The following is a 12,667-nucleotide window of genomic DNA, read 5'->3' as shown; positions in this document are numbered from 1 at the left end:
GCCCGCGCCCGCACCCGCGGTGGCGGTGGCGGTGCTGGTGGTCGAGGCCGGTCAGGCTCGGGCGGTGCGTCGGCTCCTGGGTCGTGGCCTGCGCTCCGAGCGGCGCTGGAGGCCGCGGCCCCCCCGCTGAGCCCGCCCGCCGATCGGCCGGCGGAACATGGTCGTCGTCCGTTCAGGGCGACCGACCGCCTCCGTGATCGTCCTGTTCGGCGGTGTGGTGCTACTCTTGGCCTCAGACCGATTGCCGGTTGGTTCCACCCATCCGATGGCGCCGTCGTTCGCGACGGTCCTGGCGAGGGCACGGAGCCTGTCCGGCAGGACCAAGCGGGGGTTCGCCCTCCACCCGATGTTGCCGAATGGCGCCGCTTCCACGGGGTGCCAGTGTGCCGACTGGCCCGAGACCCGGGCTGCGGCCACGGTGGCCGGGTCGCCGGTCGGCCGAGCCGTTCCCACGGTTGTCGGCCGGGAGCCTGGTATGGCCAGGCTCGGTGCTCCGCTGCGGTGAGGTCATGCCCGCGCGTCGAGCAACGGAGGAACACATCAGCACAGAGTCCCGCATCAATGACCGGATCCGCGTCCCCGAGGTTCGCCTCGTCGGCGCGGAAGGCGAGCAGATCGGCATCGTTGCGATCGGTGAGGCCATGCGCATGGCGCAGGAGGCCGATCTCGACCTCGTAGAGGTCGCTCCGACCGCTCGTCCTCCGGTCTGTAAGCTGATGGACTTTGGAAAGTTCAAGTACGAGTCCGACCAGAAGCGTCGGGAAGCTCGGAAGAACCAGGTCCAGACCGTCATCAAGGAAATGAAGCTGCGGCCGAAGATCGATCCACACGACTACGAGACCAAGAAGGGTCACGTCGTGCGGTTCCTGCGGGCCGGCGACAAGGTCAAGATCACCATTATGTTCCGAGGTCGGGAGCAGTCCCGGCCGGAGCTCGGCATCCGCCTGCTCCAGCGGCTGTCCGCCGACGTGGCCGAACTCGGCTACGTCGAGGCCCAGCCCAAGCAGGACGGCCGGAACATGACAATGGTGATGGCCCCGCACAAGGGCTCCAAGCCGCAGCGGCTGCCGGAACCGGCCGGCCACGTCTGACCCGATTCCGGTGGGTCCGTGCGGTGGTGCCCCCACCGTTCGGACCTCGCCGCGTCGCTCGTTCGACCACCCCCCGTAAACCGTCAGGATGTCGACATGCCCAAACAGAAGTCCCACAGCGGCGCGAGCAAGCGGTTCCGGATCACCGGCACCGGCAAGGTGGTGCGCCAGAAGGCCAATCGCCGCCACCTCCTGGAGCACAAGTCCAGCCGACGTACCCGTCGGCTGGACGGCGTGGTGCCGCTGACGAAGGCAGACGCAGGACGAATCAAGCGCCTTCTCTCCAGCTGAGCGCGCCCCGCTGACGACTCCGGCCCCGGTGACCGGCCCGCCCTGCGCGGTGATCGATCCCGGCCCGGCCGGCCGGATGCACACGAACGAAGGAGACAGGTGCCCTCATGGCACGCGTGAAGCGGGCGGTCAACGCCCAGAAGAAGCGCCGTACGGTCCTCGAACAGGCCAGCGGCTACCGGGGCCAGCGTTCGCGGCTCTACCGCAAGGCCAAGGAGCAGATGCTCCATTCGATGACCTACTCCTACCGGGACCGCCGTGCGCGCAAGGGCGACTTCCGGCAGCTGTGGATCACTCGGATCAACGCCGCGGCGCGGGCCAACGGCATGACCTACAACCGTTTCGTGCAGGGTCTGAAGCTGTCCGGCGTGGAGGTGGACCGCAAGATCCTCGCCGACCTGGCGGTCAACGACGCCGCGGCCTTCGCCGCGCTGGTCGAGGTGGCCCGGGCGGCCCTGGCGGCGGCGCCGGAGCCGACCGCCGCCTGAGCCCGTCGCGTCGCCGACCCGTGCCCGCCGCCCGCGTGCTCCCGCCGCCCGACCATGGGCCGGTTGCCGGGCTGCGGTCGGCCCGGGTCGGCGCCGCCCGGCGCCTGCGGCGCCCGGCGCAGCGCCGCGAGCAGGGCCGCTTCCTCGTCGAGGGGGCACAGGCTGTCGGCGCGGCCGTCGCCGCGGGTGGTCTGCTCGAGGTGTTCGTGGGTGTGTCGGCGGTAGCCCGCCACGACGATCTGCTGCGCGCCGCCGCGGTGCCCGTCCGGATCGTGACGGACGAGGCCGCGGCGGCACTGTCCGAGACGGTCACCCCCCAGGGGCTCGTCGCCGTCGCTGCCCTGCCCGGCCACCGGCTCGCCGATCTGGCCGCACCCCGGCTGGTGGCGGTGTGCGTGGGCGCGAACGATCCGGGCAACGCCGGCACCGTGATCCGCAGCGCCGACGCGGCCGGGGCGGACGCCGTGGTGTTCACCGGCGGCGGCGTCGACCCATTCGGCGGCAAGTGCGTGCGGTCGTCGGCCGGCAGCCACTTCCACCTCCCGGTGATCGTCGAATCGACGCTCGCCGACGTGGCGGCGGGGTTGCGCGCACGGGGGTGCCGAATCGTCGCGACCTCGGGTGCCGCCCATCGTGATCTTGACACCGCGGTGGACGCCGGCGAGCTCGACGGGCCCACTGCCTGGTTGTTTGGTAACGAGGCGCATGGGCTCGACCCCGCCGGTCTGGCCGCCGCGGACGCGGCGTTGCGGGTACCGGTGTACGGTCAGGCCGAGTCCCTGAATCTTGCGGTTGCGTCCGCCCTGTGCCTATACGCATCGGCGCGGGCGCAGAGAACGGGTAGGTCCGGTACTGACGGCACCGGAGGAGGTGGTCGGCGGTGGTGAACACCGTCGCATCGACATCCGAGCAGACGCCGACCGTGCAGCAGCTGCCGCCGGCTCCCGCCGGTGCATCCGTCCCCCCGGCGGGCCGCTCGCCCGGCCTGCCCATCACCGCCGCCCCGGCATCAGGCGAGGCCATGACTGCTGACGACGAGCCCGCGCAGGACCACGGTGCTCTGGCGGACCCCGCCGAGATCGACCACGGCGCAGCCGGCGCAGGTTCGGCCGCGCTGGACGGGCCGCTGCCCGCGGCCGCCTTCGATCTGCTGCCCGACGCGGTCGTCGTGACCGACGCCGTCGGCACGGTCGAGGTGTTCAACCGGGCCGCGGTCCGGTTGATCGGCGTGCCCGCGCCGACCGCGGTCGGCCGCCACCTCACCGAGGTGCTCCCGCTGCTCGACGAGCGCGGAAACGACTGGTGGGAGTGCTCGGCGCTCAGCCGGGAGCTGCCGCGGGTCATCGGGCAGCCCGAGCGGCGGCTGACCTACGCCGGCCCCGTGCACGACCGGGACTTTCACGTCACCGTCCGCTTCACCCGGGTCGCGGGTCGGCTGGCCCGGGTCTCGCTGTCGTTGCGCGACACCCTGAGCCGGGAGCGGCTGGAGCGCAATCGGGCGGACCTCGTCGCCACCGTCGCCCACGAGCTGCGCTCGCCGCTGACCAGCGTGAAGGGCTTCACGGCGACACTGCTGGCCAAGTGGGACCGGTTCACCGACGAGCAGAAGAAGCTCATGCTGAACACGGTCAACACCGACGCCGACCGGGTTACCCGCCTGCTCGCCGAGGTGCTCGACGTCTCCCGCATCGACTCGGGCCGCATCCAGGTCCGCAAGCAGATCGTCGACCTGCCCACCCGGGTGCGCTCGGTGGTCGACGGCAAGATCGCGGCCGGGGCGGCGGACGCCGGGCGGTTCGAAGTCCGCGAGGAGGGCGAGCTGCCCGAGATGTGGGTCGACCCGGACAAGATGGAGCAGGTGCTACACAACCTCGTCGACAACGCGCTGCGCCACGGCGCGGGTACTGTGACGGTGCTGCTGCGCGGCAGCGACACCGGCACGGAGGTGAGCGTGGCCGACGAGGGTGATGGCGTGTCCGCATCGAACGCCGCGCGTGTGTTCACGAAGTTCTGGCGCGGTGCCAGCCGTGGCAACGGCACCGGACTCGGGTTGTACATCGCCAAGGCGCTGATCGAGGCGCACGGGGGCACCATCTCGGTCGGCCGGGCCGCGAGCGGCGGCGCCGAGTTCCGATTTTTCGTGCCCGCCGGCGGTCCGGTGTTCGGCTGAGGCCGAGCGTCACGATCGACCGGCGGGCGCCCCGCGCAGTTCGCGGGCGGCATCGGGCGCACTTCGCGCCGCCGCCGCGGCTACCCCCTGGCCTTTCTCGCCCGCCGGGGCCCATTCCGGCCGGGCGACCTCTGCCCAGCGAAACGATACGAGGATGAGCACCGTGCCCGCCCCTGGAGAGACTGTCGACCCGTCCCGGGTCCACGCCCTCGACCCCGACCAGCTCGCCGCGGCCGTCGCCGCGGCCCGGGAGTCGATCCGCACTGCCGCCGACCTCGACGCGCTGGCCGCCGCCCGCACCGCTCACGTGCAGGGCGCCGCCGCCCCGCTGGTGCTGGCCCGTCGGGAGCTCGGCGCGCTGCCGCGCGAGGAGCGCGCCGACGCCGGCCGCCGGCACAACGCCGCCCGCGCCGAGGCGCAGGCGGCCTACGACACGCGCCTGGCCGAGCTGACCGCCGAACGCGACGCCCGCGTGCTGGTCGAGGAGCGCGTCGACGTCACCCTGCCCGCGGCGCGCCGCCGCCGTGGCGCCCGCCACCCGCTGTCCTCGCTGTCCGACCGGCTCGTCGATGTGTTCGTCGCCATGGGCTACGAGGTCGCGGAGGGCCCCGAGGTCGAACACGACTGGTTCAACTTCGAGGCCCTGAACATGGCGCCGGACCATCCGGCCCGCAGCGAGCACGACACCCTCTACGTCGAGCCCACCGACTCCGGCCGGGTGCTGCGCACCCACACCTCGCCGGTACAGATCCGTTCCCTGCTCGACCGGCCGCTGCCGGTGTATGTGGTGTGCCCGGGACGGACCTACCGCAACGACACCATCGACGCCACCCACTCGCCGGTGTTCGGCCAGCTCGAAGGCCTCGCCGTCGACGAGGGCATCACCATGGCCGACCTGCGCGGCACGCTGGAGGTCTTCGCCCAGGCGCTGTTCGGCTCCGGGCTGTCGACACGGCTGCGCCCGTCGTTCTTCCCGTTCACCGAGCCGTCCGCCGAACTGGACGTGCAGTGCTTCGCCTGCCGCGGCGAAGCGGCCCACCAGCCCTGCCGGGTCTGCTCGGACGAAGGCTGGATCGAGATCGGCGGCTGCGGCATGGTCGATCCGAACGTGCTGCGGGCCACCGGGGTCGACCCGGCCCGCTACAGCGGCTTCGCCTTCGGGATGGGGCTGGAACGCGCCGCGATGATCAGGCACGACGTCCGGGAGATCCGCGACTTCGTCGACGGTGACGTCCGGTTCGGCCTCCCGTTCGGAATCGAGGTCTGAGCAGATGCTGATCGTGATGTCCTGGCTGCGGGAGTACGTCGAGGGGCTGCCGCCCGCCCGGGCGGTCGCCGACGCGCTGATCCGCGCCGGTTTCGAGGTCGAGGGGCTGCGTGGCGTCGGAGGCGACGTCTCCGGCGTCGTCGTCGGGGAGATCGTCGACTTCGAGATCGTGGAAACGAAGAAGAAGGCCGTCCGCTGGTGCCAGGTTCGCGTGGCGGGCGGCGAGGCCCCGTCCGCTTCCGGCGTGCGGGGAGTCATCTGCGGGGCGCACAACTTCGCCGTCGGCGACCGGGTGCCCGTCGCCCTGCCCGGCGCGGTGCTGCCCGGCGGGTTCGCCATCACGGCCCGCAAGACCTACGGCCACGTCAGCGACGGGATGATCTGCTCGGCCCGGGAGCTGGGCCTCGGCGAGGACCACGACGGCATCCTCGTGCTCCCACCGTCGGCACCGCTCGGCGCCGACATCACCGAGCTTCTCGACCTCGCCGACGAGGTCCTTGACATCGCCGTCACCCCCGACCGTGGTTACGCGCTGTCGGTGCGGGGGATCGCCCGGGAGGCGGCGACCGCCTTCGGGCTCCCCTTCACCGACCCGGGCGCCCCGCCGTCCGAGTCAGCAGCATCCGGGGCGACCGCGATCGGGGCGGCCTATCCGGTTGTCGTCGAGGACACCGCGGGTTGCGATCGGTACGTCGCCCGGGTGGTCACCGGCGTCGACCCCGCGGCCGTCACGCCGCTGGGCTGGTCCCGACGGCTGTCGTTGAGCGGGATGCGGCCGATCTCCGTGCCCGTCGACGTCACCAACGCCGTGCTGCTCGGGCTGGGCCAGCCGCTGCACGCCTTCGACCGGGCGAAGCTCACCGGCGCCATCGTCGTGCGCCGGGCCGAGGCGGGGGAGAAGCTGCGCACCCTCGACGGTGTCGAGCGCACCCTCGATCCCGAGGACCTGGTCATCGCGGACGACACCGGCCCGATCGCGCTGGCCGGGGTGATGGGCGGCGCGAGCACGGAGATCTCCGCGCAGACCGCCGACATTGTGCTGGAAGCCGCCCACTTCGATCCGATCAGTGTCGCCCGCACCGCGCGGCGCCACCGGCTGTCCTCGGAGGCTTCGCGGCGCTTCGAACGCGGCGTCGACCCGGCGCTCGCCCCGGTCGCGGCGGCGACGGCCGTCGATCTGCTCGTCGAGCTCGCCGGCGCCCATCCCGCGCCGGGGGTGACCGACCTCGATCACCGGCCGGTCGTCGCGCCGGTGCTGCTGCCCCTGCGCGAGCCCGAGCGGCTGGCTGGCCGGACGTACTCCGCCGAGGTCGTCCGCCACCGCCTCGCCGACGTCGGCTGCACGATCACCGACGCCGCCACCGACGGCAGCGCCGCCGGTGCGGGTGTCCTTGTCGTCACGCCGCCGTCGTGGCGGCCCGATCTGACCCGGCCCGCGGATCTCGTCGAGGAGATCATGCGGTTGGAGGGGTACGACACGATCCCGGTTACCCTGCCGCTGCTGCCCGCCGGCCGCGGCCTGACCCCGGCGCAGCGGATGCACCGGGCGGTGGGCCGGGCGCTGGCGTACGCCGGCCTCGTCGAGGTGCTGACCCTGCCGTTCGTGCCCGCGGACGCCGCCGACGCGCTCAGCCTGGTCGCGGACGACAAGCGGCGCCTGGCGGTCCGGGTCGCCAACCCGATCGCCGAGGACGCCGCCTACCTGCGCACGACCCTGCTGTCCGGTCTGATCGCCGCCGCGGTGCGCAACATCGGCCGGGGCCAGCAGGACCTGGCCCTGTTCGAGGTCGGTCGGGTCTTCCGGGAGCAGCCCGGCGCGCCTGTGCGGGTACCGACGCCGCCGGTGGACCGCCGACCGTCCGTCGAGGAGATTGCTGCGTTGGACTCGGTCCTGCCCAAGCAGGCCCGGCATGTCGCCGCGCTGCTCACCGGTCGCCGCGAACCGGCCGGCTGGTCGGCCCCGGGCCGCGAGGCGGATTGGGCGGATGCCGTCGACGCAGCTCAGGTCGTCGCCGAGGCGGTGGGGATCACCTTGACCGTCACGGCCGGTGACGCGATGCCGTGGCATCCCGGTCGCTGCGCGGAGCTGTCCGTCGGGGGCCGGCTTGTCGGCTTCGCCGGGGAACTGCACCCGCGGGTGCTCGGCGACGCCGGCCTGCCGCCGCGCACCGTCGCGATGGAGCTCAGCCTCGACGTCGTCGTCGAGGCCGCGACGGCGGCGCCGCCGGTCGTCGCGCCGGTGATCTCCACCTACCCGCCGGCCGATCGCGATGTGGCACTCGTCGTCCCGGCGCAGGTGCCGGTCGCCGATGTGACCGAGGCGCTGCGCGAGGGCGCCGGTGACCTGCTGGAGTCGCTGACCTTGTTCGATGTGTTCGAGGGCGCCCAGGTCGGTGCAGGGCAGCGTTCACTCGCCTTCGGCCTGCGGCTGCGAGCGGGGGACCGGACCCTGACCGCCGCCGAGGTGAACGCGGTGCGGGACACAGCCGTCGAGCTCGCCGCGCAACGCACCGGCGCCGTCCTGCGCACCTAGCAGGGCAGCCTTCCCGGCCACATCGCGGCGCGGTCTAGCCTCGTCGGCGTCGACCGAGAATCAGCAGCCCTAGCAGGGGCAGCCGAATCGCGACGAGCAGCCCGCCGCGTCGGCTGCCCGCCAGGGCCCACCGCCGGCCAGCGGTGGCCGCCAAGAGCAACTCGGCGCGAGCTTCGACGCCAAGCGCGCTGTCGTGGGTCTGGGCGTACGCGTGGGCGTCTGCCCAGGTCGTCGTGGGTGGGAGCCGCGCAACAACGGCCGCGAACCCGTCGCGGAAGCCGGGTGTCTCCGCCAGCGCCGGCCAGTGCTCGCTGACCGCCAGCCGGCGCTTGTCGATCAGTGCCGCGCGGGTCGCCTCGATCCGATCCGCGGCGAAGCCGGCCGGTGAGTCCGCCGAGTCCTCACCCGCCGTGAGTGTCCGGACCAGCGCGATCTGCCCGGCGAGCAGCTCAGCGTCGACCTGCGGGCCCGCGTCGACCGGGCCCGCGTCGACCAAGTTCTCGCCGACCAAGTCCTCGCCGACCAGATCCGCGTCGATCCCCACCCGGACCCTCGCACCGGGTATCGGTCCCGCTGCGGCCGTCGCCGCAGTCGGGTGGTCGTCCGATTGTGGGCGGGTCAGGCCCGCGGCGCCGGCGACCGCGTCGAGCTCGGCGTGGAACTCGTCCACGGGCGGCAGGTGGGCGTCGCGTTCGAGCAGGCAGGGCAGCGGGCCCGGCCAGTGGTCGGCTACGGCGCGCAGCAGGTCGAGGACCTCCGGGCGGACCGGGTGGGCATGCGAATCGTGGTAGAGCCCATGCGCGGCGACCCCCCCGGCGATGTGCAGGTAGGCGACCCGCTCCCAGGGGAAGGCGGCCAGGAACCGGTCGGGATCGGTGCCGTGGTTGACCACGTCGCCGTACAGGTTGGCGACGTCGAGCAGCAGCATCGCGCCGGTTCGCTCGGCGAGCTCGGTGAGGAAGGCGGCCTCGTCCAGCTCGTCGTCGGGCCAACGCAGCAGCGCCGCCGGGTTCTCCACCGCGAGTGGGACGGACAGCTCGGCGGTCAGCGACCGGATGTTGCGGGTCAGTACCCGCAGTGCCGCGCGGGAACGTGGCACCGGCAGCAGGTGACCGGCCTCGGCTCCGCCGGCCCGGACGAACGCGGCGTGCTCGCTCACCAGCGGCGCGTCCAGATGCTGCGCGACGCGGACGAACCGGGCGACGCGGGCGGGGTCCAGCGGCTCGACGCCGCCCAGGGACAGCCGGACGCCGTGCGCCACCATCGGCACGCCGAGGCGGGCCAGGGCTACCGGCAGCGGCCGGTCCGGGTCGACACCCTCCGCGATCAGTTCGACGAACGCAAGGTCGTCGCGCTCGGCGAGCGCGGTGGCGAGCTGCGGGCGCCAGCCCACCCCCAGCCCTGGTGGCAGGGGCATAAGCGGGAGAGATGGTGGGAACTGGGCCATCAGTCGCCGCCTGTGGAGCCGCCGCTCGATCCCCCGCCGACCCTGCCTGAGCTGACCCGTCGGGTGAGGGGTTCGTGCAGGCCGAGCTCGATGGCGATCTTCCGACTGGAGCGGCCGAGCGTTGCCGGCCCGAACAGCGCGACCGCCAGCGCGTGCTGCCCGGACAGGCTGCCGTCGGCCAACCCGGGCAGCCGCTGCCGCGCCGCCGTCAGGACGGCCGACCCGGCCTCGGTCAGCCGAGGTGGGGTGCCGGCGGCGAGAACGAGGCTGCCGATGACGCCGATGATCAAAATGGGTGCGGTGTTGGCGCCGCCGGTGAGCGACGTGGACGACAGCCCGAGGATGAATCCGAGGGCGGCCAGGACCAGCGCCGTGGGCCGGCACCACCGCAGCAGCCGCTCCTGCCGGACGGTGGGAAGCAGGCCGTCCCTGCTCAACCGGGTGCGGAGCTCGACCATCGCGGGATCGTCGGCGAGCAGCTTCCCGAGCTCGGCGACCTCCAGCGGACCGTGCTCGGCGATCCAGCGGTGGATGGCCTGGCGCAGGGTGCGGTTCTCCCGGGGCGCCGGTCGGCGGGAGACCAGGGTGCCCCGAAGGCCGCCCTTCTCCACGGATCCGGAGTCACGCAGCGCCACCACCCCGGCCAGCGCCGCCAGCTGCGGACCGCCGGCGAGCATGGCCAGCTCCTCGGCCTGGCCCGGCAAAGGGCCCAGGCCGTCGGCGCCGAGCCGGAAGCGGTCGAGGGTCGACCGGCGCGGGCGCAGCCGGTCCGGCCTGGTCCCGCCCTTCTCGTCGGCGTCGGCCAGGTCGGGATCGGGCGCGCTGCGCCGGACCGTCCATCGGGTGGTGATCACCACGATCGACAGGACGATCACCAGCGCGATATAGCCGATCGCGATTGCCATCCGCCGCTCCTCACCGCAGTGCATCGTTCGATGGACAGTGCGTGAATCGTGCGGCTCAGGATCCGCGGGCGCGGTACCTTCGAGGTCAATGCACGGTCAACTGCCAGGTCAGGTGGCCGACCTGGCAGGCGGGTGGAGCCGAGGACCGAGGCATCCCCTGCGCCGACATCGGCGTGCCACCCCGCCACCCCGCCACGACGGTCACATTCGCGAATTCCATTGCATGCTCATAAGCTCGTGTGTATAACTTTGCACATGGGAGTGATCGCAGCAGTGGCAGGGGCGAGCGGGTACGGCGGCGGGGAGCTTCTCCGCCTGCTGCTCGCCCACCCCGAGATCGAGATCGGCGTGCTGGCGGCGAACACGTCCGCCGGCCTGCCCGTGACGGATGTGCACCCGAACCTGCCCGATCTGGAGGGCCGCGTCTTCACCGACGCCGAGGCGCTCGCCGCGGCCGAGGCGGACGTCGTCTTCCTCGCCCTGCCGCACGGGCAGTCGGCGGCGGTGGCGGCCACCCTGCCCGGCACCGTGCGCGTCGTCGACCTCGGCGCCGACCATCGCCTCGCCGACCCGCAGGCGTGGCGACGTGCCTACGGCGGCGAGCACGCCGGCACCTGGACCTACGGCATGCCCGAGCTGCCGGGGGCGCGGGCGCGGATCGCGGCGAGCCGCCGCGTCGCGGCGCCGGGCTGCTACCCGACCGCCTCCACGCTCGCCCTCGCGCCGCTGCTGGCCGCGGGCCTCGTCGAGCCGCAGGATCTCAGCGTCGTCGCCGCCAGCGGCACCTCCGGCGCGGGCCGCTCGGCCAAGGTGAACCTGCTCGGCAGCGAGGTGATGGGCGACCTCACCGCCTACAAGGTCGGCACCCACCAGCACCGCCCGGAGATCGTGCAGGCCCTTTCCGGCGTGGCCGGTACCGCGGTGAGCCTGTCCTTCACCCCCGTGCTCGCCCCGCTGCCCCGCGGCATCCTCGCGACCTGCTCGGGACGGGCCACCGCCGCCGGCGCCGATTCCGACGCCGTCTACGAGGCGCTGCGCTCGGCGTACGCGGGCGAGCCGTTCGTCCGGGTGCTGCCGCCCGGGCGCTGGCCGCACGCCGCGGCGACCCTCGGCGGCAACGCCGTGCACGTCCAGGGCACCTACGACGCCGAGTCCGGGCGGGCGATCGTCGTGTCCGCCATCGACAACCTCGGCAAGGGCGCGGCCGGCCAGGCGCTGCAGTGCGCCAACCTCATGCTCGGCCTGGCCGAGACCGCGGGCCTGACCGCGCAGGGCATCGCGCCATGAGCGTGACCGCCCCGAAGGGCTTTCGGGCCGCCGGAGTCGCGGCCGGGTTGAAGCCGTCCGGACGTCCGGACGTGGCGCTCGTCGTCAACGACGGGCCGTCCGACGCCGCCGCCGGCGTGTTCACCCGCAACCGGATCCAGGCCGCGCCCGTGCTGTGGACCCGCCAGGCCCTCGCCGACGGCCGGCTGCGTGCCGTCGTCCTCAACTCCGGCGGCGCCAACGCCTGCACCGGGCCGGCCGGCTTCGCCGACACCCACGCCACGGCCGAACATGTCGCGGCCGGGCTCGGTCTCGGCGCCGGGGACGTCGCGGTCTGCTCCACCGGGCTGATCGGCGTCCGCCTGCCCATGGGCAACCTGCTCACCGGGGTCACCGGGGCCGTTGCGGCCCTCGCCGGCACCGGCGGCGACGACGCGGCCGAGGCGATCCGCACCACCGACACCGTCGCGAAGACCGCCGTGCGGATCTCCACGGCAACGCCGGGGGTGACCGTCGGCGCGATGGGCAAGGGCGCGGCGATGCTGGCCCCGTCGCTGGCGACCATGCTCGTCGTCGTCACCACCGACGCCGTCGCCGACGCCGCGACCCTCGGCCGGGCGGTGCGCGAGGCGTCCCGGGTCAGCTTCGAGCGCGTCGACTCCGACGGCTGCCTGTCCACCAACGACACCGTGCTGCTGCTCGCCTCGGGCGCCGCCGGGGTGACGCTGCCCGAGGCCGAGCTCACCGGGCTCGTCGCCGAGGTGTGCACCGACCTGGCCCAGCAGATGCTCGGCGACGCCGAGGGCTCCACGAAGACCATCGCGATCACGGTCACCGGGGCCGCGAGCGAGGCCGACGCGCTGGAGGTCGGCCGGTCCGTCGCCCGCAACAACCTGCTCAAGTGCGCCCTCTACGGCAAGGATCCGAACTGGGGGCGTGTCCTCGCCGCGGTCGGCACCACCCAGGCGGCCTTCGAACCCGACCAGCTCGACGTGTCGATGAACGGGGTGCAGGTCTGCCGGGCGGGCGCGCCCGGAGAGGACCGCGACCTCGTCGACCTCTCCGAGCGCCGGATCGACATCCTCGTCGACCTGCACGCCGGCTCCGAGGAACTCACCATCTGGACGAACGACCTGACCGACGGCTACGTCTACGAGAACTCGGCCTACTCGACATGACCGACACCGCCCCCACCGCCCACACCACCGC

Annotated in this window: 11 protein-coding genes; 9 read left to right on the top strand and 2 right to left on the bottom strand. The window is 73.4% G+C overall.

The window, feature by feature from the left end; all coding sequences use genetic code 11:
* Window positions 1-509: 509 nt before the first annotated feature.
* The 7 genes from infC (at window position 510) to pheT (ending at window position 7,840) form a co-directional block, all read left to right on the top strand.
* Entirely contained in the window at window positions 510-1,091 is a 582-nt protein-coding gene (infC, locus tag NBZ83_RS23275; protein WP_261558527.1) for a translation initiation factor IF-3, read from the top strand.
* Between the two features lie 96 nt (window positions 1,092-1,187).
* On the top strand, window positions 1,188-1,382 hold the full coding sequence (gene rpmI / locus NBZ83_RS23270) for a 50S ribosomal protein L35 (RefSeq protein WP_261569196.1): 195 nt from the start codon (window positions 1,188-1,190) through the stop codon (window positions 1,380-1,382).
* A gap of 107 nt (window positions 1,383-1,489) precedes the next feature.
* Window positions 1,490-1,870 (top strand): 50S ribosomal protein L20, encoded by a 381-nt coding sequence (gene rplT / locus NBZ83_RS23265; protein ID WP_251749837.1) that lies wholly within the window; start codon window positions 1,490-1,492, stop codon window positions 1,868-1,870.
* A gap of 20 nt (window positions 1,871-1,890) precedes the next feature.
* Entirely contained in the window at window positions 1,891-2,757 is an 867-nt protein-coding gene (locus NBZ83_RS23260; protein ID WP_261569197.1) for a TrmH family RNA methyltransferase, read from the top strand.
* Window positions 2,751-4,040: a sensor histidine kinase gene (locus NBZ83_RS23255; RefSeq protein WP_261569198.1), complete on the top strand. Its 1,290-nt coding sequence runs from the start codon at window positions 2,751-2,753 to the stop codon at window positions 4,038-4,040. Before NBZ83_RS23260 ends, NBZ83_RS23255 begins: the two co-directional genes overlap by 7 nt.
* A gap of 163 nt (window positions 4,041-4,203) precedes the next feature.
* Window positions 4,204-5,307 carry a phenylalanine--tRNA ligase subunit alpha gene (gene pheS, locus NBZ83_RS23250; RefSeq protein ID WP_308203819.1) on the top strand — a complete coding sequence of 368 codons (1,104 nt, stop codon included), beginning with the start codon at window positions 4,204-4,206 and terminating at the stop codon, window positions 5,305-5,307.
* Between the two features lie 4 nt (window positions 5,308-5,311).
* Entirely contained in the window at window positions 5,312-7,840 is a 2,529-nt protein-coding gene (gene pheT / locus NBZ83_RS23245; protein ID WP_261575794.1) for a phenylalanine--tRNA ligase subunit beta, read from the top strand.
* Window positions 7,841-7,874: 34 nt separating this feature from the next.
* Here pheT and NBZ83_RS23240 read toward each other — a convergent pair whose 3' ends face one another.
* Together NBZ83_RS23240 and NBZ83_RS23235 are read right to left on the bottom strand one after the other, a co-directional pair.
* Entirely contained in the window at window positions 7,875-9,257 is a 1,383-nt protein-coding gene (locus NBZ83_RS23240) for an MbnB/TglH/ChrH family RiPP precursor modification enzyme (RefSeq protein ID WP_261575793.1), read from the bottom strand.
* A 29-nt stretch (window positions 9,258-9,286) separates the two neighbouring features.
* Window positions 9,287-10,192 (bottom strand): TIGR04222 domain-containing membrane protein, encoded by a 906-nt coding sequence (locus NBZ83_RS23235; protein ID WP_261575792.1) that lies wholly within the window; start codon window positions 10,190-10,192, stop codon window positions 9,287-9,289.
* 255 nt (window positions 10,193-10,447) lie between these two features.
* On the opposite strand from NBZ83_RS23235, the gene argC reads away from it, so the two are divergent.
* Complete coding sequence (gene argC / locus NBZ83_RS23230; RefSeq protein ID WP_261575791.1) at window positions 10,448-11,479, top strand: N-acetyl-gamma-glutamyl-phosphate reductase; 1,032 nt, start codon at window positions 10,448-10,450, stop codon at window positions 11,477-11,479.
* Window positions 11,476-12,636, top strand: coding sequence for a bifunctional glutamate N-acetyltransferase/amino-acid acetyltransferase ArgJ (argJ, locus tag NBZ83_RS23225; RefSeq protein ID WP_261575790.1), 1,161 nt, complete (start codon window positions 11,476-11,478; stop codon window positions 12,634-12,636). The genes argC and argJ overlap by 4 nt, the downstream gene beginning before the upstream one ends.
* The last annotated feature ends 31 nt before the right edge of the window (window positions 12,637-12,667 follow it).

Origin of the sequence: Frankia gtarii (assembly GCF_025403375.1) — a bacterium.
Taxonomy (GTDB): domain Bacteria; phylum Actinomycetota; class Actinomycetes; order Frankiales; family Frankiaceae; genus Frankia; species Frankia gtarii.
The sequence above is the reverse complement of the archived record's forward strand: the minus strand, read 5'-3'. Positions and strand labels throughout refer to the sequence as shown.

Bases quoted from the DNA above. Each gene is read 5' to 3' on its own strand.
- infC (WP_261558527.1), top strand. From the start codon at position 510: ATGCCCGCGCGTCGAGCAACGGAGGAACACATCAGCACAGAGTCCCGC.
- rpmI (WP_261569196.1), top strand. From the start codon at position 1,188: ATGCCCAAACAGAAGTCCCACAGCGGCGCGAGCAAGCGGTTCCGGATC.
- rplT (WP_251749837.1), top strand. From the start codon at position 1,490: ATGGCACGCGTGAAGCGGGCGGTCAACGCCCAGAAGAAGCGCCGTACG.
- pheT (WP_261575794.1), top strand. From the start codon at position 5,312: ATGCTGATCGTGATGTCCTGGCTGCGGGAGTACGTCGAGGGGCTGCCG.
- NBZ83_RS23240 (WP_261575793.1), bottom strand. From the start codon at position 9,257: ATGCCCCTGCCACCAGGGCTGGGGGTGGGCTGGCGCCCGCAGCTCGCC.
- NBZ83_RS23235 (WP_261575792.1), bottom strand. From the start codon at position 10,192: ATGGCAATCGCGATCGGCTATATCGCGCTGGTGATCGTCCTGTCGATC.
- argC (WP_261575791.1), top strand. From the start codon at position 10,448: ATGGGAGTGATCGCAGCAGTGGCAGGGGCGAGCGGGTACGGCGGCGGG.
- argJ (WP_261575790.1), top strand. From the start codon at position 11,476: ATGAGCGTGACCGCCCCGAAGGGCTTTCGGGCCGCCGGAGTCGCGGCC.